Raw genomic sequence first — 25691 nt, forward strand, 5'->3', positions numbered from 1 at the left:
TAGATTGTGCCGCTCGCATTACCAAAATAACTACAAAGATTCTTTGCTATGGTTAAGGAACAAAAAACCGCTGATGTTAGCTTTGAGAGCTTGCTAAAGATCTTCACTGTCCCAGAAGGTCCGGACTCAACGTTAACTAAAATTGACGAGAGCCTCTCGCGAAATCTAAATCAATTTCTTCGTGAACACATCGTGGCAGAAGAAAAGCCTTTACGCGAAATCGAAAAAGACTTTTCTTCTGCTCAGATTCCTGAGCAGCCAGAGTTCGTGTCAGATCATACAGAGCACTTACTCGACACTTTGGTGTCGCACTCAGTTCACACATCTTCACCAAGCTTCATTGGTCATATGACATCGGCACTGCCTTATTTCTTGATGCCACTGTCAAAGATCATGATCGCCTTAAACCAAAACCTGGTAAAAATAGAGACTTCCAAAGCCTTTACGCCACTTGAGCGTCAAGTTTTGGGTATGCTGCATCGCTTGATATATGGTCAGAATGATACGTTTTACAATCAGTGGATGCACAGTGCAAACCACTCATTAGGCGCATTTTGTTCCGGCGGCACCATTGCCAATATCACTGCGCTTTGGGTAGCACGTAACAAAGCGTTAAGAGCCAATGGCTCATTTAAAGGCGTTGAAAAGGAAGGCCTTTTTAAAGCCATGAAGCACTATGGCTATGATGGCTTAGCGGTGCTAGTGTCTGAGCGTGGTCACTACTCCCTTAAGAAAGCAGCCGATGTATTAGGGCTAGGCCAAGAGGGCTTGGTTGCGGTTAAAACCGATGCCAACAACCGTATTATTGTCAACGACCTGAAAGCGAAAATTGTTGAGCTCGAAAAACAAAATATCAAGCCTATTGCTGTTATTGGTGTGGCTGGGACAACAGAGACAGGTAATGTTGATCCATTGCCTGAAATCGCTGAAGTCTGCCAAGCTCACAGCTGTCACTTCCATGTGGATGCCGCATGGGGTGGCGCAACACTTATGTCTAACCATCACCGTCACCTTCTTAAAGGTGTGGAAATGGCAGACTCAGTAACTATTGATGCGCACAAGCAGCTCTACATCCCGATGGGCGCTGGTATGGTTCTGTTCAAAGACCCTGACGCAATGAAATCCATAGAGCATCACGCTCAATATATATTGCGCAAAGGTTCAAAAGACCTAGGCAGCCATACATTAGAAGGTTCACGTTCGGGGATGGCGATGTTGGTCTACGCCGCAATGCACATCATAAGTCGCCCAGGTTACGAGCTTCTGATTGACCAAAGCATTGAAAAAGCTCGATACTTTGCGGATTTAATCAAACAGCAAGATGATTTCGAGTTAGTTTCTGAACCAGAGCTTTGTCTGCTCACATACCGTTATTTGCCGCCATTCATCCGTGAAGCATTAGCACAAGCAGAAGGCTCACAAAAAGAACAACTGAATGAACTGATCAATGAGTTAACACAGTTTATTCAAAAGCGTCAGCGCGAAACGGGCAAATCGTTCGTTTCACGTACAAGACTGAACCCAGACCAATGGCAACGCATGAATACGATAGTGTTTCGAGTGGTTTTGGCAAATCCACTGACCACAAAAGAAATTTTGAGCTCAGTGCTTGATGAACAACGCGAAATCGCCAAGCAAGCACCAAATTTGATGAAAAGAATTCAACAGCTGGTTGTTGATATTCAATCGTCTTAACAGCAAGATCGAGTTACATCAATTTGAAATTTTTTTTCGTTTTGATGTAACTCAAACATCATTATCGCGCGACTAGCGCAACAAAACTTCGTTTACACATCCAATTCTGTAGTTTTTACAACATTTTGTTTGAGGCCTGTCAAATTCTCACTAAATAGTACCCGTTATTGGTTTAGACTGATTGAAGATCAGGTTTATACTGATTCTATGGCGCTGGTTGTTTTCGTTAACGCCCCACTCTACTCCGGAATCTTCGTGTTTCCTTTCGTTAGCAGAGCCAGCGAGTTGTTCTCTATACCCTCGTGAACACTATGAATACATTAGAAAAAATTCAAAAAAACCTGGAGAATTTCAGTAAGTCAGAGCGCAAAGTTGCGGAAGTAATTATGGCGTCTCCACAAACTGCAATTCATTCAAGCATTGCAACGCTGGCTAAAATGGCCGACGTTAGTGAGCCCACTGTAAACCGCTTCTGTCGTCGTCTGGACACCAAGGGCTTTCCAGATTTTAAGCTTCACTTGGCACAGAGCCTAGCCAACGGCACCCCTTACGTTAACCGTAATGTGGAAGAAGACGATGGCCCAGACGCGTACACCCATAAGATTTTCGAATCGACGATGGCGTGTTTAGATGTCGCGAAAAATAGCCTAGATCCAATGCAAGTGAACCGTGCGGTCGATTTGCTAACGCAAGCGAAGCGCATTTCATTCTTTGGCCTTGGTGCATCATCTTCTGTTGCCCGAGACGCACAAAACAAGTTTATTCGCTTTAATATTCCAATTACTTGTTTTGAAGATATTGTTATGCAGCGCATGAGTTGTATCAACTGCAGTGATAATGATGTTGTGGTTCTTATTTCTCATACCGGTCGAACAAAGAGTCAGGTAGAAATAGCGAACCTTGCTCGTGAAAATGGCGCAACGGTTATTGCGATTACAGCGAAGGATTCTCCTCTAGAAAAGGCAAGCTCGCTGGCCATCACGCTCGATATTCCAGAAGATACCGACGTTTACATGCCAATGGCAAGCCGAGTTGTACAAATGACAGTGATTGATGTGCTAGCAACTGGCTTCACTCTTCGCCGTGGTACAGGTTTCCGTGAGAACCTAAAACGCGTAAAAGATGCGTTGAAAGACAGTCGCTATGACAAACTAAGCCAGTACTAAGCACTAAAGCTTAGTCAATACTTTATCTAGGGGAGCTCAAGGCTCCCCTTTTGTTTTAATGCTGCTAAGGGAGCAATCACCCTAAGTCGTTGACACTCGATAAGTCCGTTCTTGATTCCAGTACTTCAACAGAACTGACATGTTGTGCACTCTCAGCTGCGCACTCTCCGCTACAATCACAGACTTGCTGCAATATGTGTATCAAACGTTCCTGATTAAGAGGTAAAGGATTCCCTTTGATTGCCATTGATTTAAGCGCATCATTCGCCACTTGCTCAAAAGAGGTTTGGCATACTCCAAATTGAGCCAGTAGCGGTAACGCTAACTTATCTAGCACCATATTTACCCAAAGAATTCCATCGTGTTCGTTAGCATTTACTCGCTCAGTAACTAATTGGGCCAGCTTGCGATAACGACTTATCACATCATTCCTACCCGCGAGTTTAGCGGCGTTAATGTTCTCCTGCATCACGTGCGGAGCTAGGCGAGCCGTAATAACGCTATGGGGGGCGTCTAACTTGCCTCCTAACGCCGATGCTAACCCATGAGCGGCACCTAATTTGGCATTAGTAATCGCCATACCACCAAGCAATGCAGCGAACGATAAATCAGAGCGCGCCTTATGATTATCTTGCTTACAAGCGGCAATCACTGAACGGCTTAAACGGCGTAGCCCCTCTTCGCAGACCATATCAGTAAGAGGGTTTGGCTCACCACACACATACGCTTCCATTAAATGAGTGAACGCATCCATTGCGCCACGTCCAGATGTGTATTGGTCGGTCCCGTAAGTAAGTGTCGGGTCTACAATGGCAACGTCTGCGAGCATATCAGGGCTTCGAAGACTCACTTTCACTTTATCTTGTCCAGATTTCAGCACAGCATTTCTGGTCACTTCTGAACCGGTGCTTGCTGTCGTAGGAATTGCAATAAAATGAAGAGGCTTTGCTTTTAAAGGGACGCTTCTTCCTACCACTTCTACGTAATCGTAAACATTGCCTTGATTGGGAATAATGGCAGCTAAGGCTTTGCCCATATCGATGACGCTGCCACCACCTATCGCAACCACCATATCAGGTTGGAATTTTCTACCGAGCACTGCGGTCTCTTCTACCATCGTGATGTATGGTTCACCAACGATAGCTACGTGCTGGTAACGCATATTTTGAGCTTTAAGATATTGGATAATGGGGGCGGCTCGTTGGGTATCCTGCCCAGTGACCAGCAAAACACTGTAGCCAAATTGGTTAATAACGGATAATGAAGATTGAAGTGCACCTTCACCAAATATAATCCTTGTTGCAGTCATAAACTGAAACATGCACACCCTCCCAAAAGAATATCCCCAAATAACCTCTCGCCCTCTGATTTAACACTTATGTTAGAGTTGAAGTTATTTGCGTATAGCCAAAATAGATTGCTATTTTTTTAAACAAAAAAAATTGACCAATTCCACCTTGCCATCATTAACCCTTTAGAATGTATGTTTTTTATGCGTCACTTCACATACTTCAGAGCCGTAAAATAAGAACACGCGTTTAGTTTTTATTCGATAGATTTCACCTATAGAACCAAGAGGTAATTGCCGCTTTATTTCCGTATCTGGATCGGGCATAGTTACTCCAACAAAAGAAAGCGCACTCAGCCGCTATGTTTTGTACGCTTTCAAAAAAGAATAGATTTAGGAGAAATAAGATTATGTTCGTTGTTATCTTTGGTCGCCCTGCATGTCCTTTCTGTGTTCGTGCAAAAGAGCACGCAGAAACGCTAAAAGCAAAACGTGATGACTTCAACTACCGTTACGTTGATATTCACGCTGAAGGTATTTCTAAAGCAGATCTTGAGAAAACAGTTGGTAAACCAGTTGAAACCGTTCCTCAGATCTTTATCGACCAAGAGCACATCGGTGGCTGCGACGAGTTCGAAGCATACGCGAAAGAGCACCTAGGTCTATTTGACGAGTAATAAAGACTGTTTTCAAAAAAGCCGCTTCATGCGGCTTTTTTATTATTTTTCAGCTGGTTATTACGTTAAGTCAACTAATGGTAAAACCTAAAAAAATTCACTTATCTTTTTGCTATATTTAGTTACAATTCACAGTTCTTAATCTTTTTTGGCACACACTCTACCGAGCCACACAGTGAACATAGACGTCGTATACCTTCTCGAGCAAAACCCTATCCTTCTAATCTTCGTCGTATTAGCCATTGGCCTTGCCATCGGAAAAATTCGATTTGGCAAATTACAACTAGGCAACTCTATTGGCGTTCTTATTACCTCTTTGGTAATGGGCCACCTTGGTTTCTCATTTAATGCAGAAGCTTTAACCATTGGCTTTATGCTGTTTATCTACTGCGTTGGCATTGAAGCTGGACCAAACTTTTTTGGTATATTCTTCAGAGATGGTAAGCATTATTTTATTTTAAGCATGACCGTTCTCGTGTCTGCGGTCAGCTTAACGTATGGCTTGAGTCACTATTTCGGCCTCGATTTTGGCTTATCCGCCGGTATGATGGCAGGCGCATTGACCGCAACGCCAGTACTGGTTGGTGCACAAGATGCTCTTAACTCTGGCCTTGCGACTATACCGCGGAATATGGAATTTTCTCTGGTATTAGAAAATCTATCCGTAGGCTACGCGATGGCTTATCTGGTCGGCTTAATTAGCATGATCATGTTTGCTAAATTGTTGCCAAAACTGCAAAAACAAAACCTTTCTGATTCCGCGCAGCAAATCGCACAAGAACGTGGCCTTGGAAATTCAAGCCAGAGAAAAGTGTATTTACCCATTATTCGAGCTTACCGAGTGGGCCCAGAGCTAATTGACTGGACTGATGGTAAAAACTTGCGAGAACTGGGTATTTATCGTCAAACTGGCTGTTACATTGAACGAATCCGTCGCAATGGTATTCTCGCCCACCCAGATGGTGATGCTATCTTGCAAGAGGGAGATGAAATTGCACTGGTTGGCTTCCCTGACAGCCATGCTCGCTTAGACCCTAGCTTCCGTAATGGTAAAGAAGTATTCGACCGTAACTTGCTTGATTTGCGCATCGTTGAAGAAGAAATCGTCGTAAAAAGTGACGCTATCGCTGGTAAGCGTTTATCGGATTTGAATTTGTCTGAGTTTGGCTGTTTCTTAAACCGCGTAGTTCGCGCTCAGATTGAAATGCCTATGGACTTAGACATTGTGCTCGCTAAAGGTGACGTCCTTCAAGTGAGCGGCGAGAAAAGCCGAGTACATGGACTGGCGGAAAAAATCGGCTTCATCTCGATCCACAGTCAAATGGCCGATTTGCTCGCTTTTTGTAGCTTCTTTATTTTGGGTATTCTGTTTGGCCTCATCACAATGACGTTCGGTCAGGTGTCTTTCAGTTTGGGTAATGCGGTGGGTCTTCTGTTGTCCGGTATTACGCTTGGTTTCTTACGAGCAAATCACCCTACTTTCGGTTATGTCCCACAAGGGGCGCTGAATATGGTCAAAGATCTAGGGTTAATGTTCTTTATGGTGGGAATTGGTCTAAGTGCAGGTGGAAAGATGTTCGAGCACCTAACGCAAGTAGGACCAAAAGTCATTGGTTTGGCATTTATTGTCAGTGTTGTGCCTGTGGTTCTGGCTTACTTAGTTGGCGCACACGTACTCAAGATGAACCGTGCCCTGCTCTTCGGTGCCATTATTGGCGCCCGTACTTGCGCTCCAGCTATGGATGTCGTTAACGACTACGCTAAGTCCACCATCCCAGCCCTTGGTTATGCGGGTACCTATGCGATTGCGAATATTTTAATGACGCTAGCTGGTACGATACTGATAATACTAAGTTAATACTCACTTTGACTATGAAATACAAAAAGGCGCTCAATGAGCGCCTTTTGTTTATTGGTTATCTAGTCTGTGATTCGATTAGATTTGAATGAAGTCGGCTTCAACTGCTGGATTCACATCCGCTTCGTAATCTACGCCTTCAACGCCGAAACCAAATAGTTTCAAGAACTCTTCTTTGTACTCAACGTAGTCAGTCAGCTCTTTTAGGTTCTCAGTCGTAATTTGAGGCCATAGCTCACGACAGTGCTGCTGAATGTCGTCACGAAGTTCCCAGTCATCCAGACGTAGGCGGTTCATCTCATCAACTTCTGCCGCGCTACCGTCTTCTTTGTATAAACGTTGGCTGAACATACGGTAAATTTGTTCCATACAGCCTTCGTGTACACCTTCTTCGCGCATTTTCTTGAATACCATTGCGATATACAGTGGCATAACAGGAATTGCAGAACTCGCCTGAGTTACAACAGATTTAAGTACCGCAACATTGGCACTGCCGCCTGTTGCTGCTAACTTGTCGTTTAGCGCTTTCGCTGCACGGTCTAGGTCCATTTTTGCTTTACCTAGTGCACCATCCCAATAAATTGGCCAAGTTAGCTCAGTACCAATGTAGCTGTACGCGACGGTCTTACAACCTTCAGCAAGAACACCAGCATCAGACAACGCATTGATCCAAAGTTCCCAATCTTCACCGCCCATTACAGTGACAGTGTCTTTGATTTCTTCTTCTGTTGCAGGCTCAACGCTAGCTTCGATGATCACATCTTTGTTGGTATCAACAGCCGTTGATGTGTAAGTTTCACCGATAGGTTTAAGAGATGAACGAACTAATTCACCAGTTTCTGGCATTTTACGTACTGGAGATGCCAGTGAGTAAACCACCATATCGATTTGACCTAAGTCTTCTTTGATCAGCTCGATAGTTTTCTGTTTCGCTTCATTTGAGAAAGCGTCGCCGTTTAAGCTTTTTGCGTACAGACCTTCTTCACGCGCTAGCTTTTCAAAAGCAGCGGCATTGTAAAAACCTGCTGTACCTGGTTTCTTCTCAGTACCTTCTTTTTCGAAGAAAACACCGATAGTTGATGCACCGCCACCAAATGCCGCAGCGATACGAGAAGATAGACCGTAGCCACTTGATGCACCAACAACAAGAACACGCTTAGGTGCGTTTTTGATTGGACCTTGCGCTTTGGTGTACGCAATTTGTTCTTTTACGTTAGCTTCACAACCAACAGGGTGCGTTGTAGTACAGATAAATCCACGAATTCTAGGTTTGATGATCATATTCAACTTCCTTTAAAAAACCTTGTTAGGATAAAAGTTTCGTTGGGATTTCGCATCTAATTTCTGTAAAAATGCTCTTAAAAGGCAAGTGGTTGGAGCACTATCCCACCATCCACTCCCCAAGAATACAAAAAAGCACCTCATTGAGGTGCTTTTCTTAACATTAGTTGTCTATTATGCCGCCGGATTCAACTGCGACTTTTTTGGGCTATGAGTTCGCACTTCAGAAAAGTCATGACTAAAGTGGTCAACTTGAATCGCCTTGTAGCGCAATTTATCTGCAGCCATGATTTGATCAATCTCTTGTTCAGTTAACACGCCTGCTTCAAATGCTTGCTGCAAACGATCATGTAGCAGACCTTTACGAGCTACTTTACCATCCTTCGCTGCCTTCATAAGTTTACGCTCCAAAGGTTTAATGTCGTACATTGCAAGGAATGCATTCTCCATTAAGCCTACGCTGTCATCCTCTGATTTTCCGATGTAGCACAGATGCGTGAGGCGATCACGTTGCGCGCCTGGCGTCATCATCGCTTCAGCCAAATTCACACACAGCTCATCACTTGGCTTATTGAAATGATTACCAAGCGGGAACAATAGCCCCTTAAGCACACCGCCAACGTATTTCACAGGGAAGTTGGTGTAAGCCTCATTTAATGACTTAGAAGCGTTATACAAACAGTGTTGAACAGCGTAATGAACGAAGTCTAGATCGCCTTGTTGACGGCCTTCATCTTCATACTTTTTCAAGGCAGCAGATGCCATATATAGATAGCTTAATCCATCACCCAAACGTGCGGAGATCATTTCTTTACGCTTCAAGTCTCCACCTAAGGTTAACATCGCAAAGTCTGCACTTACTGCAAGTGCACGACTGAGACGAGTAATGTCTTTGTAGTATTGCTGGGTTGGGCCACTCATGTGCGCGTTAACAAATCGAGAACCAGTTAGTGCTGCACCAAATGCACCGAATGTATTACCGAGCGCGTGCTTGATGTGTTTAAAGAGTAAGTTGTCAAATTCTTTCGCACCTTGTTCAGAATCTGGATTCGCCGCGGCTTCCATTTCTTTTAGAACATATGGGTGACATCGAGTCGCACCTTGACCAAAAATCATCAGGTTACGAGTCAGAATATTCGCGCCTTCAACGGTAATAGCAACCGGGATACCAAGGTAATGTTTAGCAAGATAATTCATTGGGCCATCTTGAATCGCACGACCCGCATGGATATCAAACGAATCATTTAGAATGGTACGCGCGATTTCCGTCATGTGGTACTTGGCAATCGCGGTTACAATCCCAGGTTTCTCTTTCATATCGAGAGAAGTCGTCGTTAGCGTACGCGTCGCTTCTAGTAGGTAAGTAAGACCACCAATGCGCCCCATCGCTTCTGCGACGCCTTCAAACTTACCGATCGACATTCCAAACTGTTTACGCACGTAAGCATAAGCACCTGTTGTACGTGTAGTAAGGTGACCAATCGCTGTGCCAAGCGCTGGAAGAGAGATACCACGACCAGCAGAAAGACACTCAACCAGCATACGCCAACCTTTACCTGCGTAATCAGCGCCACCGATCAACCAGTCCATAGGGATGAAGACATCTTCACCACGAGTTGGGCCATTCATGAACGCAGACCCCAGAGGATCATGGCGCTCGCCTATCTCGACACCTTCATGGTCAGCGGGAATCAACGCACATGTAATGCCAACCTCTTTCTTGTCACCAAGTAGCCCTTCAGGATCCTGCAGTTTAAACGCTAACCCGAGCACTGTCGCAACTGGCGCAAGCGTGATGTAGCGTTTATTCCAACTAACTCGCACGCCAAGCACTTCTTTGCCTTCATGGGTGCCGTAACAAACCACGCCTTGATCAGGTATGCCACCTGCATCAGAACCCGCTTCAGGGCCAGTTAGGGCGAAACAAGGGATGTCTGTACCATCAGCTAAACGAGGCAACCAGTAATCTTTTTGCTCTTGCGTACCATAGTGCGATAGCAGCTCACCAGGGCCAAGAGAGTTCGGTACCATTACCGATACCGCGGTACTGATACTTCGAGTCGCAATACGAGAAACAATGGTTGAGTTCGCCAAAGCGGAAAATTCACGACCACCATATGCTTTCGAGATGATCAAAGAGAAAAATCGCTCTTTACGTAGGTACTCCCATACTTCAGGCGGTAAATCCCTGTCTTCTTTGACAATCTTCTGGTCATCAAGCATTTCTAGCAGGGTTTCAAGCTCATTATCCATAAATGACTGCTCTTCTGCCGTCAGTGTAGGCGTTGGATAATGATGCAATGTTGTGAAGTTTGGCTTGCCTGAGAATAGTTCGGCATCCCACCATACACTACCCGCTTCCATCGCCTCTTTCTCGGTGCTAGACAGAGGTGGCAATACTTTTTTGAACACTTTAAAAGCCGGGTCACTAATCCATTTTCTTCGTAGAGAGCTCATAGTTCAGATCCTTTTGTTCACGTAACCGCTCGGGGTATAATCTTGTTATTGGTTTAACTTTCTTATTTGTCTTATGCCAACTGCTTTGCTGACATTCCTGCTGACAAATATGGAATCAGTAAATCGACGACAGATTTGACATCGACTTCCTTTTCAAACTTACTTTCTGCCAGCTCCGAAAGAGCCTGGCTTGAAGCCATCGTAAATACACAGGTTCCTAACGTGAAGTGCAATCGCCAAAACAACTGTTCTTCACATAGTTCCGGGTTCGCCTTCATTATCGAGAAAGTGAAAAGGTTCAGTACCTCTTCGTATCTGGTGGTAATGAACCAACGTAGATGACCTTGAACGTCTGTATAACCGCGGCCAATTAACAACATAAATAGCGCAGTACCATTTGGGCGTACATCATTTAATGTACGTAAAGGTAATCGCAATGACTCAAAGACATCGTCCATGTTGTAGCTATCGCGCGTGTTTAACTCAATTAATGAAGTCTTAATGCTCGGCATTAGTGCTTCTAAATACCTATCTAAAACCGCTCTAACCAGCGTTTTTTTATCGCCAAAGTGATAGTTTACCGATGCTAAGTTAACGTTAGCTTTACCTGTTATCGTTCTTAGCGAAGTATCATTAAAGCCATGTTCAGCAAAGAGTCCTTCTGCGACATCGAGTATTTTTTCTTTTGTTGATGTTCTCGGGGCCATTTTAATCACTCGTATTAAACAACTGTTTGAAAATATACTCCCGAAACTTCAGACTAACAAATGATTAACATCACACTTTAACCAACTGGTCTGACCAGACAATAAAAGGTGTGATCTAATCTTTTGAAATTCAATCGAATACTCCAGTGAAGCTTGTCAGAAGAAAACGATCAAATTTCTCAGTCCAGCGCAATTGAAACGCTAACAATAGCCTTGGCGGCTCGGAGTGAGCGACGAGAGAATGAAATACATCTTCGGTTCTAGGGGAGATAAAATGAGAAACACAGAAGTTAGTAACTTCGCCAAGTTGGTAATCCATCTCGATTTTTCTATTACTTTCGGGTGTGTAAGAAGCTAGAAAGCATTAAGTAGAAATTTTTTGAAAAAAAATGGAACTGTTTGGAAAAGGCTCGGTCTGAATATACGTAACAGTTAGGGCATTTGAAGTTTCACTGGCCGTCAAACTTGTTTCCATCTAATTGTTACGTTGCTGCTTTTTTCTTATTAACTCCTATGTTTGTATCCGCCCAGTCAAATTTTCGGCTGGGCTTTTTTTCGCCTGTAGATTTACCAAGCGCCTCTTTCGATGATTTGCCCCAACTCCATAAGCTAGACCTTAGTTGGTCACAAAAGTAACCACCCTGAAGTGGTTGATGTGCCAATCTGCAGACATAAAAAAGCCTCCCGAATGGGAGGCTTTACTAAACAGTGTGTATCTTACGCTTGCGCTTTCTTAGGCAAAGAAAAGTGCAGTAACGCGTAGCCAAGTAACGCGGCTGTCGTCGAGCCCATTAAGATACCTAGTCGAGCATAGGTATCAAACTCAGGGCTTACATTTCCAAACGCTAAAGAGGAAATGAATATAGACATTGTAAAACCGATACCACACAACACAGAGACCGCAAAGATATGCTTGAAGTTAATGCCTTCCGGTAGCTTAGCTACACCCATTTTCACAGCTGCCCAACTAAAGGTGAAGATACCTAGAGGCTTACCAACCAGTAGCCCCAAAGCAATACCTAATGGCAGCATTGAAGTTAGGCCTGACATCGATACGCCTTCTAGCGAAATCCCCGCATTTGCAAATGCGAATAGAGGTAAGATACCAAATGCCACGTATGGATGAAGTGCGTGCTCCATGTGCTTAAGTGGGGAATGTTCGCCCTGTTTACCCTTAAGAGGAATAGCAAAGCCGATCACTACGCCTGCAAGTGTTGCGTGAACACCAGATTTAAGTACCGCAAACCATAAGATCGCGCCGACTATCATGTATGGTGTCAGTTTCGTTACTTCCTTCGCATTCAACATGAACAGGACACCAGTCATGATGAAGCCAACAAGCAGCGCCATGCTAGAAAGATCACCTGTGTAAAACAGTGCAATAATAACAACCACGCCTAAATCGTCGATGATAGCGAGAGCTAACAAAAACACTTTAAGGCTTACTGGTACGCGCTTACCTAGTAGCGCCATGATACCTAGAGCAAATGCAATATCCGTCGCAGCTGGAATGGCCCAGCCAGAAACCGCCTCTGGGTCGTTAGCATTAAACGCAACGTAAATAAGAGCAGGGGCTAACATACCACCAACCGCTGCAATCGCAGGGAAAATTGCGGTTTCTTTTGATTTTAGCGCTCCTTCAAGTAGCTCTCGCTTCACTTCAAGACCAATAAGTAAGAAGAAAACAGCCATTAGGCCGTCATTAATCCAGTGAGAAACTGACATACCGAATACATAAGTATGCAATACAGATTGATAAGTTTCGCCCAGCGGTGAGTTAGCAATGGTCATCGCAATTGCCGCTGCAATTACGAGAAGAATACCACCTGCTGATTCCATTTTGAAAAAGTCACGAATGACATCGTTCATGGTTTCGTCCTTATATTTATTATCTTAATAAACGATTAACAAAGAGTGATAAGAGTGTATAGCTGTCGAAAACTTTAGAATAATCGCTTCTTCAGAGTATAAACTTCGGTTTTTTCGATGTTAAGTTTACTATACATCGTATTTTCCAACATGACACTCAATTTTGATCGGAGATCGTATTTGTTTTTGTCGCACCAAATATTTATCAAGATGATGAGAAAATCAGCATAACACGGCTTGTACCATCATGATAACCCCGTACTTTTGAGAAAAAGCTAGGAAGCTTCGCGCACTAAAAAACCACCCGTAGGGGGTGGTTTTCTTCACAACTCAATAGCCTGTCAGCTGCATAAAGCCCCAAGCCTCATTGGAGCCGGAAGCTAAAGTAGGCCCTTCCCAGTAAGGTATTACAAAGGGTAGCCACATATCTGACTTGATAATGCGGGTAGTCAAATTAATTTGATGCTTCGGAATATTGATAATCCACTGCAAAGGTAACCTTCTTCCATTGGATAAACTGGTCACTTGCATTGGTTTAATACTGATATCATCGTCTGAGAGGTTGATGACTTTACCTGAGCGTGTCGACAACGTGCCAAATACGTGCGGTGTTTGCCCATGGTGACGATAACGGCTAACAGTTAATGCTCGACCATCATCTAAATTGAAAACAAACCAATCCCAGCCTTGTTGCCCCTCACCAATTAAGCCGCTGCCCCATTCTTTTTGCGCCCATGCAGAACCCGTCACTGAGAATCGCTTACCATTTAAGCTTAAGCTGCCTTTTACTTTTAAAAATGGAGCACTGAAGCTAAAAGAAGCAACAGATTGCAACGCATGTTTAACTTGGAAGCCTTTGTCTCCATTCACCACAAAGGGGCCGCTTGTCATGGTATTGAGCTCAAGTCCAAACGTATCAGTATTCACATTCAAGTTGCCCGGGAAAGGCGTCGCACCGAGTGATCGCCAAGTCCAATTATCAATCCATAACCTGAAAGGACGATTGATCATACCAGCTTGGCCTATCCCACCTCTAGCTACCCGTTGCTCTTTCCATACATGCGAGCCATGACTGACGACAACATGTGAAATGTACAATTGAGGGTTCTGCCAACCGCTGGTTTCTCGCTCGTCCGTCGCAACCCTGAAATAGCTCCATTGAACATTGTAGATCTTGCCTTGCTCATCTTTTAGCTTCGCAAAGTAGTGCCACCATTCATGCTGATACTCGGGATGAAAGCGAAAGTCTGAGGGTAAAGAGACATGCTCATTAGGTAGTACAGGCTCGAAAATCGTTTGATTTTCACGCGTTAAGATAGAATCAAGTTCGCTTTCTCGTGTTGCTGTCGCCTCTAACCAAAAAGTTGAGTAAAAAGCAGCCCCAGTCAGAAAAGCGAACGTAACAACAATGAGCGTTGAAACCAACAAGCGTTTTTTAGAGCCCATTTTTTTCATTACAACGCGTCCCTTAATGACTTCATCGGTGTACTTTTGATCATTCTAATAACTGGCAAAGCGCCAGCAACCATGATGGCAAGCATCGCCCAAGCAATGGTTTGAGCATACTCCCATGGAATCGTTTGAAGCTCTAGAGACCAGCCAAATGATTGCTTAATGATAATATCAACGATCAAATGTGCGAGCGCCAAGCCGAGCGGCACTGCAATAATCGCAGAAATGGCTCCGAAGACGAATAGCTGCAAACCACCTAATACGACAAGTTCTTTTCCGGACACACCCATGCACCTTAATAAGGAAAAATGCCGCTGCCGTGAAAGTTCTCCTGCCAACGTCGCAAAGAATAAACCAAACACTGCAATAATCAGCGTGATATTGCCCAAGGTTCCTGCTATCGCAAAGGTATGATCAAACACTCTCATTGCTTGGCTATAAATATTACCGTTATCAAACACACGATCTTGCGGGAGACGGAATACATTCTCTAAGCGATTTTTCAGCCCTTCTCCATTGACGTTATCTTTTAATACTACGCCAAGACCAACATTACCCGTACCTGCAAATGCATACAGCCAATTCCGGTGCGACATCATCACCTGGTTATATGGGTTTCCATAATCGTAGTAAACGCCTACGACTTGCCAGTCACCACCAAGCGGTTCTTGCAAGTTAATGAAATCGCCAGGGCGGATATCCAGCTTCAAGGCCATCGACTCACTGACCATTAAGCTCTTGGTAGCGTGCAGTTGATACCAGTAATTTGGGACACCTAACTTGACGGTAAGTGAGTCTAACTCACCTTCAGAAGAGCCCGTACTCACAACTTGCAGAGCACCATGCTCGGTCGGCATATCTTTTTCCCAGCGCCACCAAACCGAGTTCACCTCTGGCTGATTCTGGAGCCATGCGCTCATCCTAGCGGCTGAATTGTTGGTCGGATAGATGTACACATCAGCCGCTAATCGCTGATTTAGCCACTTATCGGTTGTATCTCGAAAGCTTCCGACCATCGTTTCTACACCAATGTTTGCCGCCAGCGCTAACATAAACGCCATCGTAGCCACACCGCGATAGCTCATGCTCGCTGCTGCATCAGCAAAAAACCAACGGACACGAACCCATCGCATGGTATAAGAAAAACTTTGGAACATATGCCACATAATAAATGGCATAAACAACGCCACACTAACCAACATCAGCGCAATAATAGCAAAGCCGGTTTCTTGTGTTTTCGGCGCCTGATATACCGCTATTGCAGCGACACAAAACGCACATGCCGCAAGCGCCTGCCAAGAGAACTCTCTTCCAGCAAATCGCATTAGCGACAGTCGAGAAGAAAGGCGGATTGGTTGTGACTTCAACAAACGGATTAATGGCCACAGACACGATATCAACGCACCCATCGCTGCCATGATTAGACTGTATAAGCTAGATTGCCATGACCATCCTATGGTTAAGCCTACGTTGGCATCATACAAATCACTCAGGCTCGAAGACACTGCTGGGATAAGTTCATTTGCTAAGATCAAGCCAAAAAAGTTACCACACGCCCACGCAATAAAGACGAGCAAAGACAACTCTAGTAATAAAGCTTGCGCTAACTGTGTTCCGTTAACACCAGTCTGTCTCAAAATACCTACCAAACGTTGTCGCTGGATGAAAGACAGAGACATCGCTTGATAAAAAATAAACAACCCGACCAAAAACGACAGCATTCCCATCGCGGTGAGATTCATATGGAATGCGTTAGTTAGCGACTCAAGCTCAGTACGCGTATTCCTAACAAGCGTCATTCCGTTTGGCAGCATGTTTTTCAGTGCTATTAGCTTTTCCTCTGGCATTTCGCCACAAGAAATCGCAGACAAACCTGAGCTCCGCTTGAGCATACGCAACAACGATATATCAGTAACCAGCCGAGTACCTGAAAGCATCTTGTCCTTATCTACTTGAATAGGCCCAAGACGGCTTCCATCATTCATCTCAATGAAATCCCCATCCTGCCAACTCATGTAAGCGGCCAAATCTTGACTAACAAGAATAGGATAAGGAGGCTTCATTAGTGATAAAACAGGCATCTCACCTAGCGATTTTCCTTGTTGTAGTGGGATCATCGCGACAGGATCTATCCCCACCAACATCAGGCTCATATCGGTCTTGGCATCTAGATGAAGCACGTCAAACGGTGCACATTGGTTGAACCCAGCTCGACGTAACTGAATATAGAAACCTTGAGGAATTTTATTGGCAGAGTGCTTCGTTCGGATTCGGTATGGCAAAGGATTGGAGAAAAGCTTTTCCCCAGTAGCATAACTTTGTTTTGCATGCTGGTTGATAGAAGTAACACCAACAAGGAGGGACACGCCTAAAGTTAATCCCAGCCAGACAAGAATAATTTGTAGAGGGTAACGACGGTAATGACCGAGTAGTGCCTTAACTACGGGCCATAACATGTAGCTGCCCTCCTTGAAGTCGAATCTTTCCTTCCATATGGGCGGCCACTTTTTCACTGTGCGTCACTAACAGCAAAGTACACTCCAGTTGGCGAGCGAGACTCGTTAGTAAGCGCATTACTGCTTCTGCGTTTCGCTCATCTAGGCTACCAGTTGGCTCATCAGCAAGCAGGATTTTGGGTTCCATATAGAGTGCACGAGCAATCGCCGCACGTTGTTGCTGACCACCAGACGCCTCTTCCGGATAACGTCCTAGCAATGGCATTAAGTCCAAAGCAGAAAGAATTTGACGCCACAACTCTTTATCTTCCGGCAGACCTTTTAACTGACGACAAAAACGAATATTGTCGGCAATATTAAGTGTAGGAAGCAGGTTGAATTGTTGGAAGATATTCCCAATATTGTTGCGGCGATAAAGGGTTCTTAAATGCTCCGGTGCTTCATGCATAGCAAAATTTGGAAACTGCACTTCACCAGAGTCAGCAGTATCTAATCCGGCGATTAAATTCAGCAGAGTACTTTTACCCGAACCACTTTCTCCCATCAGAGCGACTTGGTCACCTTGCTGCAATGTTAATTCTGCCCCTTGTAATACAGGGTGAAACTCTCCCCCGTCTACATAGCCTTTACATAGGTCTGACAGTTTTAACATTGATTATGCCGCTCGGATGGTGTTTAAAAATTGGGATCAGAATCTACACTAAAATCCTGTTAGTAGAAAGTATTTTGAATGCTTGATCACACTATGGAAGTACAAATGCAACTCGATTCACTTTCTGTTGCTAATTTTGTTGACGTTTTGAGCAGATTTTTGCAGCCAAAATAAACTCTGTTCCTCTTTACTGGCCAATCAGGTTTCTCATCCATTTTCGGCTAACCATTCTTGGCAAGCAAATCGCCCACTTCACAACTTCTTCCGTCAAAAAGAGTAAGTAAACCCATTGTGGATCCCAATTGAGATAAATCGCTGCAAATGCTGCGAGTGGAATCCCGATCACCCACTGCGCCAAGATGTCTTGATACAAACAAAACTTAACATCACCGCCCGCACGTAATACACCAACAATCGCCATCATCGGCACCGAGCGTAGCACGACACCCAACGCTAGAATCACCATAAACTGTTCAGCTAACTCGCGAGTGTCTGTCGTCAGCGCACTAAACGCATTAAGGATCCATTGATTTGACACTATCAACAAGACGGCGACCACAAATGCGATAAGCACATTCAAAATGACCGTAGCCCATGCTTGATAATAAACGGGTTCAAAATTACGAGCGCCGAGCTGGTTCCCGACTAGAACTGCAGCCGCATTCGATAAACCAATCATCATCGCCAATGCGATCGACTCTACAGGTGTCATTACGGAAAGTGCCGCCAAACCTTGTACACCTGCTTGCCCCATGATGGCATGATAAGCAAACAGCCCACCAGCCCACGCCAAGAAGTTAAATGTGGTTGGCAAAGAGAGGCTCAAGAAACGCGTAATTTTATCTAAGACCAATCCTGCGCGTATATCATCCCAACCAAATGCGATTATGTGTTTTTTCAACCATAGATAACCAAACAAGCAACCTACTTCGATCGCGCCACTGATTACCGTTGCGATCGCTGCTCCCGTAATACCCAGAGCAGGAAAGCCTAATTGACCAAAAATTAAAACCCAGTTAAGAAACACATTAGATAAAATGCCTATACCACTAAAAAAAGTGCTTAGGCCTGGTTGGTGCATCGCCCTTAGGCCCACCGACATACTGGCCACACATGCAACAGCAAACATGCTAACCGACGAAATAATGAGATAGCTGGCCCCTAATTCAATCACTTCTTGTGAATCGGTAGTCAAGCTCATGATGAGTTGTGGAAAAACAACAAACAAAGCAACAGCAATCGCAGCAAACATCATTGCGATCATCCATGTTAAAGCGGTACTGCGACGCACCCCAACTTTATCGCCAGCCCCCCAATATTGAGCAGTTAACAACGCACCGCCCGTTGTCACCCCAACTAACATGATGGTGGTGACGAAAGTCGCGCGCGCAGCAACTCCAACTGCGGCAATTTCTGCTTCGCCAAGTTGACCAAGCATAAGAACATCGACGAGGCTTCGGCTTGAAAACATCATGCTTTGCAGTGTAATTGGTAACGCGATTGCAAATAAACGACGTAAGAATGCTTTATCTGCGTGTATTGAGAGTTGAGAAAGAAAAGTCACAAGCGCTCCAACGACAACTTATTGATAGAATGGGGAAAGTGTCTCATGATTATACTCTGTGGTGTTTATTCCACCAACGATAAAAGGACAGATAATGAAAAAGGTGTTGGTGCTAGGCGCCTCGGGTTACATTGGCTCTCAACTTCTTCCGTTACTTTTAGATAAAGGTTACGCCGTCACAGCAGCGGCGCGACATATTGATTATTTAGAGTCAAGAACTCAGCCTCACCCTAATTTAACGTTAAGGTATCTCGACTTGGCTGACGCAGAGACCACGAAGGCTGTAGTGAACGATTTTGATTTAGTCTTTTTTCTCGTGCACGGGATGGCTCAAGGTGATGACTTTGTTGAGTACGAACTAAACCTTGCTTTGAACTTCAAATATGCGTTGGAACAAAGCTCCGTCGAGCATGTTATCTATTTGAGTGCCATTCAACCTCAAACCGGAAACTCTCGCCATTTAGCCGCTCGTAAAGCCACGGGAAAAATAATTCGACAGTCTGGTATTCCAGTAACTGAATTGCGTGCAGGCGTTATCATCGGCCCCGGCTCTGCTGCTTTCGAAATCATGCGTGACTTTGTCTACAACTTACCTATTTTGATCGCGCCTAAATGGGTCGACTCAAAAGCGAACCCTATTGCCTTGCCCAATCTCAACCACTATTTGTTGAAGTTAGCAGAAGCCCCCTCTCCAGAAGAAAGTCAAATTTATGAAGTTGGTGGGCCAGATACACTTAGCTACCGCGAACAGTTCAAAGTCATTTGCCTAATCACCAACAAGCCGTATCGACTGTGGTCGACCCCGCTACTTACTCCGAAAATGGCATCGTACTGGCTAGGTTTAGTTACCTCAGTGCCAACTAGTATCGGTAAAGCATTACTTGCGGGCTTAGAACACGACTACATTGCAAACTCCAAAGCGATTGAAGAACGATTTCCTCAAACGCTGATCAGCTACGAGCAAGCGGTAACTGATACCATTCAAGATGAAGGCACATTTGTACGCAGTAATGTCTGGGGGTTTGAACCCGCAGCGCTTCGTCGATGGCAACCAGGATATGGCTATTACCCAAAACAAGCTGGAGCGAGCATTAAAACTCATGCCTCCGCTGCGGCATTATGGAAAGTGGCGCAAAAGATCGGGAGTCGCGAAAAAGGCTATTACTTTGCCAACATCTTGTGGCGTACACGTGAATGGCTCGATATCTTTTTTGGTGGCGGAAAACCGATTCGCGTTTCTCCTCCTGGACCAGAGCTTAAAGTCGGTGATTTTATTGACTCTTGGAAAGTGATTCGCTGCGATAATAATCAGTTTCTTTCACTGTTTTTTGGTATGAAAGGCCCAGGCCTTGGGCGTTTAGAAATTACCATCAAAGATCTCGGTGACGAACGAGAGCTGGATATTACCGCCTGGTGGCACCCGCAAGGGTTTCTTGGGCTGCTTTATTGGTTTGCAATGATGCCAGCCCATCTTTTCATATTTAAAGGCATGGTCAAAGCCATCGCGAAAGAAGCAAACCGTTTAGAAAACAAAAAGCCCCAATAACAGGGGCTTCTAAACACTCACAATGTCACTTTAGTCAGCTTTGAACGAGAGTGGAATTTCGGCTAACTGGTTGCCTTCGTTTGCTGGAAAAATAAGGTACTCGCCATGGTATTTCACCATCGATTTGTAGTCTGTTACCTTATGAACCATAAAGCCCGCTTGCGCTGCTTTCTCAACAAACTCAGCATGATTGCCGCGTACAAACCAACTCATTGGCTTTACGAGCAACTCGCCATCAAAACAGCTTTCGCATTGGTCTGCACATAACGCTAAAGAGTTTTGACCTTCAGTGAAGATTTGTACTTTGCCGCACCCAATCAGTTGCTCAGATGTTGAGACTTCCCAGCCTGCTTGCTCCATCAAATCAAGAAAAGACTCAATATCTGAATCTTTGAACACTTTGGAGTCTTCACCTTCAGGGAAGAATTGCGCATAAAAAGCAGAAATACGCTTGAAGATAAACAACAAACCAGCATCGTTCCCCTTTGAGCGACCTGCTTTTTGCCAACGCGTTAAGTCATCGCCCACTGTACGTCCGAAGCGTTGTGATTTTAGCGCCTTTGTTACCCAACGCACTAAATAATGGTTATTCGCAACAGGGGCATTGGCTAACTTACCTGAGCGATGCTCTTGATCTAACTCTTCAAGTGCTGAGTTAACCAAGTTTTGAATTTCTTTGGTGTAATTCGACATTACGCCTTTCTTCCTAAAGTCCAATAAAACAGTGCTGAAAGCACAGAACAAGCAAACATCACGATGATCATCGGCCAAGCAACATTCCCGGGCAGTGATGCCACCAGCGCACCAACCAATGAACCGATACCGAATCTTAATGTCCCCGCTAGAGACGACGCCGTACCCGCCATTGATGGGTAACCACTTAAAAGCAGCGCCATCGCGTTACTACCTATCGTCGACAATGTACCGATAAACAGCACAACAAAAGGCACAATGCCCCATAATCCGAAGTCCATTAACCAACTTACGAATAAACCAATCCCCGCCAAAAGTTGCACGAACAACCCAAAACGAAGCATGGCATGGGAACCAACTTTCTTCACCAAGCGACCATTAATACTGGTCATGATGATCATCGCCACAATGTTCAAACCAAATAGGTAACCAAAGTGGTCTGGTCGAACACCATATAAATCAATATAAACAAACGAACCCGCCGTCAAAAATGCAAACATTCCGGAAAATGAAAACGCACCTGAGAGCATCAAACCGATCGCTTCAGGATTGGAGCATAATCTGGCGTAGTTTCTCAGCGTCGTGCGGAAACGAAGAGGCTGACGATTTTCAGGCTGTAACGTTTCAGGGATTTTCCAAAGTACGAGAAAAATCACAACTACAGCGAAAATAGCTAATACCCAAAAAATGGAACGCCAACCAAACCAAATCGCGAGATGACCACCGATCATCGGTGCCACCAACGGCGCAATAGTAATGACCAGAGTAACGAAGGACATTGCGCGTGCAAAGTCTTCACGGTCAAACATGTCACGCACGACAGCTTGGATAATGACCGCCGCTGCCGCGCCAGCAAAACCTTGTGCCGTACGTACATAGGTCAGCGCATCAATGCCATTTGTTGTCGCACTCACAACAGCAGCCAAGCCGAAGAAAAGTACGCCTAAAATCAACACAGGTCTGCGACCAAAGCTATCGGCAAGCGGCCCGTGAATTAACTGGCCGATCGCAAAACCCGCGGTATAAGCCGTCAACGTAATCTGAACCGCGCCAGGCGCGACCCCCAAATCTTTCGCAATTGTCGGCATCGCAGGCAAATACATATCGATCGCCAAAGGCGTCAAAGCACCAATCGCTCCTAGTACCAGAAACAATAGAAAACTGATTTGGGATTGCGGAGCACTTTGAGCTTTTTCTGTCATTCTTTTACCTCTTGTTGGAGCCCTACCGTCAATACTTGCAGAACAAAGTGAAAATAACGGAAGTTCTCATATCGCTGAATGTAGAAGCCAAAAACCTGTTCTATCCAACGTTCGAGAATCATAAGGGCAAATATGTACCAAGGTGTGACCTTGACGAACTCGACATAGAAAAGCATGTGAAAGCGAAATGTGTTTATGGGAAACAAACACAATGCAGTAAAAATGATGGCGTTGACACCATCATTCCATTCACCGTAGCCGAAGGCTTTGCAATAAGAGTATGCATGCATCAGCTAAATGCAAAGGCATATCACTGAGATGAGTAAGCACACCGGAATTGTCTAGGCACTAATTTTGGTAGGAAAATTTATTTTGAGCCAATTCCTACCAAAAGACTAGTTCCTATTAGGAACTAAAGAATTTCCCATGCCGATAATTAATTCCAAATAGAATCAATTTCTTCTTGCGTGAGGTAGCGATAATCACCTGGTTCTAGTGCCTCATCAAGTTCGATAGAACCAATACGCTCACGATGTAAGTACTCAACTTTATTTCCTAACGCCGCGAACATACGTTTCACTTGGTGATACTTACCTTCCACGATAGTTAACAATACTTCATTCTCGGCCTCGTTCACGATTTCCAAACGAGCGGGCAATGTTGCTTCTGATTCATTGCGCAAAATGATGCCTTGTTCGAGCTTTTCCGCGTAATCTGGCTGAATAGCATCGACGAGCCAAACACGGTACGTTTTCTCACACTTATGCTTAGGTGAGGTAATACGGTGAGACCACTTACCATCATCCGTAATCAACACTAAACCAGTTGTGTCGACATCTAATCGGCCCGCAAAGTGAAGGTTTTCAATTTTAGGCTCATCAAGCAATGCGAATGCAGTTTGGTTGTAGCCATCTTCATGTGAACAAACAAAGTCAGCAGGCTTATACAACATAATGTAACGAGGACCAGGAGCACCAATAACACGGTCTTCCCACATCACTTCCGCACCTTTAGGTACTTTAAATGCACCACTTTTTTGAACCTCACCGTCAACGGTGATGTCTCCACTTTTGATGATCTTTGTTGCCTGTTTGCGTGTTGCACCCAGAGCGTCACACAAATATTTATCTAAACGCATGAATACCTCATTGAATTATACCCAAGTGATCTCTAAATCTTGGTTTAAAGGTCACTTGGGTATAAAAGTCAGGTATTATAGCGTTCCTCGTTCGAATAGTTGAGCAATTTCACATATTTTCATGTACACACTTCGTCCTTATCAAGCCGACTCGGTTAAAGCCGTTATTCATTACTTTCGTAAACACTCGACACCAGCAGTGATCGTGCTGCCAACCGGTGCAGGAAAAAGCTTGGTGATCGCAGAACTTGCTCGCCTTGCGAAAGGACGAGTGTTAGTCCTCGCCCACGTAAAAGAACTGGTCGAGCAAAACCACGCAAAGTATGAAGGTTATGGTTTAAAAGGTTCCATCTTCTCAGCAGGATTGGGACGAAAAGAAACTGACCAGCAAGTCGTGTTTGCTTCGGTTCAATCGGTCGTACGTAACTTAGATTCGTTCAAAAACCAGTTTTCTCTGCTCGTTATTGATGAGTGCCATCGTGTGCCAGATGACAAAAACAGCAGCTACCAAAAAGTTATTACTCACTTACGAGAACTGAACCCTGGCATTAAGGTGCTGGGACTAACTGCAACGCCCTATCGTTTAGGAATGGGCTGGATTTATCAGTATCACACCCGAGGTCAAGTGCGAACCGAAGAGCCTCGATTCTTCCGCGATTGTATTTTCGAACTGCCGATCCGTTACTTGCTCGACGAAAACTTCCTCACTCCAGCCCGCATGATGGATGCGCCCGTTTTGTCTTACGACTTCTCTCAGCTGAAGCCCGCTAACACCGGACGCTACAAAGAAGCAGAAATGGACATGGTGATCGATAAAGCCAAACGTGCGACTCCACAAATTGTTGAGCAAATCATGCAATATGCGAAAGAGCGTCAAGGTGTCATGATCTTCGCTGCAACTGTTCGACACGCACAGGAGATACACGGTTTATTGCCAGAAGGCGAAACTGAAATCGTCATTGGTGATACACCTACGCCGGAGCGCGATGCGATCATCCAAGCGTTCAAGAATCGTCAAATAAAATACTTAGTCAATGTTTCGGTACTGACAACCGGGTTTGATGCGCCGCATGTCGATTTAATCGCGATTTTGCGACCAACAGAGTCAGTCAGTCTGTACCAACAGATAGTAGGACGAGGATTACGCTTATCAGACGGAAAATCAGAATGTTTAGTGCTTGATTACGCAGGCAACAGCTACGATTTATACCAACCTGAAGTCGGTGATCCCAAACCAGACTCTGACAGTGAAATTATCACGATTCCTTGCCCGGCTTGCGGATTCAATAACAACTTCTGGGGTAAGTTGGATAGTAACGGTTTCTTGGTTGAACATTTTGGCAGACGTTGCCAAGGTTACTTTGAAGATGAAGACACAGGCGAACGTGAACACTGTGGCTACCGTTTTCGTGCCAAATACTGCGGTGAATGTGGTGCGGACAACGATATCGCTGCACGAATTTGTCATGAGTGTGATGCGACGCTCGTAGACCCAGATAAAAAGCTAAAAGAAGCCCTTAATCTCAAAGATGCATTAATCTTTGAATGCACAGAAATGGACCTATCTGTATTTAAGTCCAGTGATGGTAAATCTCAGCTAAAGGTGACGTATTCTGGTGAACCATACCAAGGCGAAGGCAATGCGTTAGTTCATGAGTTTTGGTCATTGAGTACCAAAAAACAAAAACAAACGTTTAAAGATCAGTTCGTACGCCCCCACTTAGCAGACAAGCATCGTCCTTTTGAAGAGGCTTCACCGACACGCGTTGTCGCTAATCAACATCGTTTCCGTTTGCCTCAGTTTGTTATTGCTAGAAAATCTGGTCGCTTTTGGAAGCTGCGAGATAAGATTTTTGAAGATGAGTTGAAATAACATCCACAACACATGGCAAAACTTAATTAGCTGATTCACTCTCTGTTCATCTATATCCGATATACTGCGGCTAACGCTCCAGAAAAGGTTTGACTATGTATAAAGCAACGACTTCTC

General features: G+C 44.6%; 18 protein-coding genes. 6 read left to right on the plus strand and 12 right to left on the minus strand.

The features are described 5' to 3' along the window. The first annotated feature begins 48 nt into the window (after positions 1-48). A complete protein-coding gene (panP, locus tag R7Q46_RS05570; RefSeq protein ID WP_025766849.1) occupies positions 49-1695 on the plus strand; it encodes a pyridoxal-dependent aspartate 1-decarboxylase PanP in 1647 nt (548 codons plus the stop codon). Positions 1696-2006: 311 nt separating this feature from the next. Next, positions 2007-2861, plus strand: a complete 855-nt coding sequence (locus tag R7Q46_RS05575) for a MurR/RpiR family transcriptional regulator (protein ID WP_005378021.1) — start codon at positions 2007-2009, stop codon at positions 2859-2861. A gap of 76 nt (positions 2862-2937) precedes the next feature. Here R7Q46_RS05575 and R7Q46_RS05580 read toward each other — a convergent pair whose 3' ends face one another. Continuing rightward, positions 2938-4182: an iron-containing alcohol dehydrogenase gene (locus R7Q46_RS05580; RefSeq protein WP_017820842.1), complete on the minus strand. Its 1245-nt coding sequence runs from the start codon at positions 4180-4182 to the stop codon at positions 2938-2940. A 377-nt stretch (positions 4183-4559) separates the two neighbouring features. Here R7Q46_RS05580 and R7Q46_RS05585 point away from each other — a divergent pair, with 377 nt between their 5' ends. Together R7Q46_RS05585 and R7Q46_RS05590 are read left to right on the plus strand one after the other, a co-directional pair. Beyond that, the gene (locus R7Q46_RS05585; protein WP_005378026.1) at positions 4560-4826 is read left to right on the plus strand and encodes a GrxA family glutaredoxin; all 267 of its coding nucleotides are present in this window, start codon (positions 4560-4562) and stop codon (positions 4824-4826) included. Positions 4827-5001: 175 nt separating this feature from the next. Next, positions 5002-6684, plus strand: a complete 1683-nt coding sequence (locus R7Q46_RS05590; protein WP_005378028.1) for an aspartate:alanine antiporter — start codon at positions 5002-5004, stop codon at positions 6682-6684. A gap of 78 nt (positions 6685-6762) precedes the next feature. On the opposite strand, the gene fabV is transcribed toward R7Q46_RS05590, so the two are convergent. From fabV to R7Q46_RS05630, 8 genes are all read right to left on the minus strand, one after another. Then, entirely contained in the window at positions 6763-7965 is a 1203-nt protein-coding gene (fabV, locus tag R7Q46_RS05595; protein ID WP_005388648.1) for an enoyl-ACP reductase FabV, read from the minus strand. 174 nt (positions 7966-8139) lie between these two features. Continuing rightward, positions 8140-10422: an acyl-CoA dehydrogenase gene (locus R7Q46_RS05600; RefSeq protein WP_017634878.1), complete on the minus strand. Its 2283-nt coding sequence runs from the start codon at positions 10420-10422 to the stop codon at positions 8140-8142. A gap of 71 nt (positions 10423-10493) precedes the next feature. Beyond that, complete coding sequence (locus R7Q46_RS05605) at positions 10494-11129, minus strand: TetR/AcrR family transcriptional regulator (RefSeq protein ID WP_005378033.1); 636 nt, start codon at positions 11127-11129, stop codon at positions 10494-10496. Positions 11130-11846: 717 nt separating this feature from the next. Further along, positions 11847-12998 (minus strand): Na+/H+ antiporter NhaA, encoded by a 1152-nt coding sequence (gene nhaA, locus R7Q46_RS05610; RefSeq protein WP_005378034.1) that lies wholly within the window; start codon positions 12996-12998, stop codon positions 11847-11849. A gap of 330 nt (positions 12999-13328) precedes the next feature. Continuing rightward, positions 13329-14453: a lipocalin-like domain-containing protein gene (locus R7Q46_RS05615; RefSeq protein ID WP_042521997.1), complete on the minus strand. Its 1125-nt coding sequence runs from the start codon at positions 14451-14453 to the stop codon at positions 13329-13331. Then, positions 14453-16906, minus strand: coding sequence for an ABC transporter permease (locus R7Q46_RS05620; protein WP_005378038.1), 2454 nt, complete (start codon positions 16904-16906; stop codon positions 14453-14455). Before R7Q46_RS05620 ends, R7Q46_RS05615 begins: the two co-directional genes overlap by 1 nt. Beyond that, positions 16887-17558 carry an ABC transporter ATP-binding protein gene (locus R7Q46_RS05625; protein ID WP_005378040.1) on the minus strand — a complete coding sequence of 224 codons (672 nt, stop codon included), beginning with the start codon at positions 17556-17558 and terminating at the stop codon, positions 16887-16889. The genes R7Q46_RS05620 and R7Q46_RS05625 overlap by 20 nt, the downstream gene beginning before the upstream one ends. 187 nt (positions 17559-17745) lie before the next feature. Next, complete coding sequence (locus R7Q46_RS05630; protein WP_262592458.1) at positions 17746-19122, minus strand: MATE family efflux transporter; 1377 nt, start codon at positions 19120-19122, stop codon at positions 17746-17748. 94 nt (positions 19123-19216) lie between these two features. Here R7Q46_RS05630 and R7Q46_RS05635 point away from each other — a divergent pair, with 94 nt between their 5' ends. Then, entirely contained in the window at positions 19217-20668 is a 1452-nt protein-coding gene (locus tag R7Q46_RS05635) for a DUF2867 domain-containing protein (RefSeq protein WP_213876563.1), read from the plus strand. Between the two features lie 30 nt (positions 20669-20698). On the opposite strand, the gene R7Q46_RS05640 is transcribed toward R7Q46_RS05635, so the two are convergent. The 3 genes from R7Q46_RS05640 to rsuA form a co-directional block, all read right to left on the minus strand. Further along, positions 20699-21361 (minus strand): DUF2913 family protein, encoded by a 663-nt coding sequence (locus tag R7Q46_RS05640; RefSeq protein WP_005378053.1) that lies wholly within the window; start codon positions 21359-21361, stop codon positions 20699-20701. Further along, positions 21361-22563 carry a Bcr/CflA family multidrug efflux MFS transporter gene (locus R7Q46_RS05645; protein WP_017820848.1) on the minus strand — a complete coding sequence of 401 codons (1203 nt, stop codon included), beginning with the start codon at positions 22561-22563 and terminating at the stop codon, positions 21361-21363. The genes R7Q46_RS05640 and R7Q46_RS05645 overlap by 1 nt, the downstream gene beginning before the upstream one ends. 436 nt (positions 22564-22999) lie before the next feature. Next, positions 23000-23701, minus strand: coding sequence for a 16S rRNA pseudouridine(516) synthase RsuA (gene rsuA / locus R7Q46_RS05650; protein WP_005388670.1), 702 nt, complete (start codon positions 23699-23701; stop codon positions 23000-23002). Between the two features lie 121 nt (positions 23702-23822). Between rsuA and R7Q46_RS05655 the strand changes: the two genes are divergently transcribed. After that, positions 23823-25574 (plus strand): DEAD/DEAH box helicase, encoded by a 1752-nt coding sequence (locus tag R7Q46_RS05655; RefSeq protein ID WP_065274390.1) that lies wholly within the window; start codon positions 23823-23825, stop codon positions 25572-25574. The last annotated feature ends 117 nt before the right edge of the window (positions 25575-25691 follow it).

Source organism: Vibrio sp. 811, from assembly GCF_033339195.1.

What these genes read in the sequence shown, in the direction of transcription:
- panP (WP_025766849.1), top strand. Translation starts at nt 49, where the DNA reads ATGGTTAAGGAACAAAAAACCGCTGATGTTAGCTTTGAGAGCTTGCTA.
- R7Q46_RS05575 (WP_005378021.1), top strand. Translation starts at nt 2,007, where the DNA reads ATGAATACATTAGAAAAAATTCAAAAAAACCTGGAGAATTTCAGTAAG.
- R7Q46_RS05580 (WP_017820842.1), bottom strand. Translation starts at nt 4,182, where the DNA reads ATGTTTCAGTTTATGACTGCAACAAGGATTATATTTGGTGAAGGTGCA.
- R7Q46_RS05585 (WP_005378026.1), top strand. Translation starts at nt 4,560, where the DNA reads ATGTTCGTTGTTATCTTTGGTCGCCCTGCATGTCCTTTCTGTGTTCGT.
- fabV (WP_005388648.1), bottom strand. Translation starts at nt 7,965, where the DNA reads ATGATCATCAAACCTAGAATTCGTGGATTTATCTGTACTACAACGCAC.
- R7Q46_RS05600 (WP_017634878.1), bottom strand. Translation starts at nt 10,422, where the DNA reads ATGAGCTCTCTACGAAGAAAATGGATTAGTGACCCGGCTTTTAAAGTG.
- R7Q46_RS05605 (WP_005378033.1), bottom strand. Translation starts at nt 11,129, where the DNA reads ATGGCCCCGAGAACATCAACAAAAGAAAAAATACTCGATGTCGCAGAA.
- nhaA (WP_005378034.1), bottom strand. Translation starts at nt 12,998, where the DNA reads ATGAACGATGTCATTCGTGACTTTTTCAAAATGGAATCAGCAGGTGGT.
- R7Q46_RS05615 (WP_042521997.1), bottom strand. Translation starts at nt 14,453, where the DNA reads ATGAAAAAAATGGGCTCTAAAAAACGCTTGTTGGTTTCAACGCTCATT.
- R7Q46_RS05620 (WP_005378038.1), bottom strand. Translation starts at nt 16,906, where the DNA reads ATGTTATGGCCCGTAGTTAAGGCACTACTCGGTCATTACCGTCGTTAC.
- R7Q46_RS05625 (WP_005378040.1), bottom strand. Translation starts at nt 17,558, where the DNA reads ATGTTAAAACTGTCAGACCTATGTAAAGGCTATGTAGACGGGGGAGAG.
- R7Q46_RS05635 (WP_213876563.1), top strand. Translation starts at nt 19,217, where the DNA reads ATGAAAAAGGTGTTGGTGCTAGGCGCCTCGGGTTACATTGGCTCTCAA.
- R7Q46_RS05640 (WP_005378053.1), bottom strand. Translation starts at nt 21,361, where the DNA reads ATGTCGAATTACACCAAAGAAATTCAAAACTTGGTTAACTCAGCACTT.
- R7Q46_RS05645 (WP_017820848.1), bottom strand. Translation starts at nt 22,563, where the DNA reads ATGACAGAAAAAGCTCAAAGTGCTCCGCAATCCCAAATCAGTTTTCTA.
- rsuA (WP_005388670.1), bottom strand. Translation starts at nt 23,701, where the DNA reads ATGCGTTTAGATAAATATTTGTGTGACGCTCTGGGTGCAACACGCAAA.
- R7Q46_RS05655 (WP_065274390.1), top strand. Translation starts at nt 23,823, where the DNA reads ATGTACACACTTCGTCCTTATCAAGCCGACTCGGTTAAAGCCGTTATT.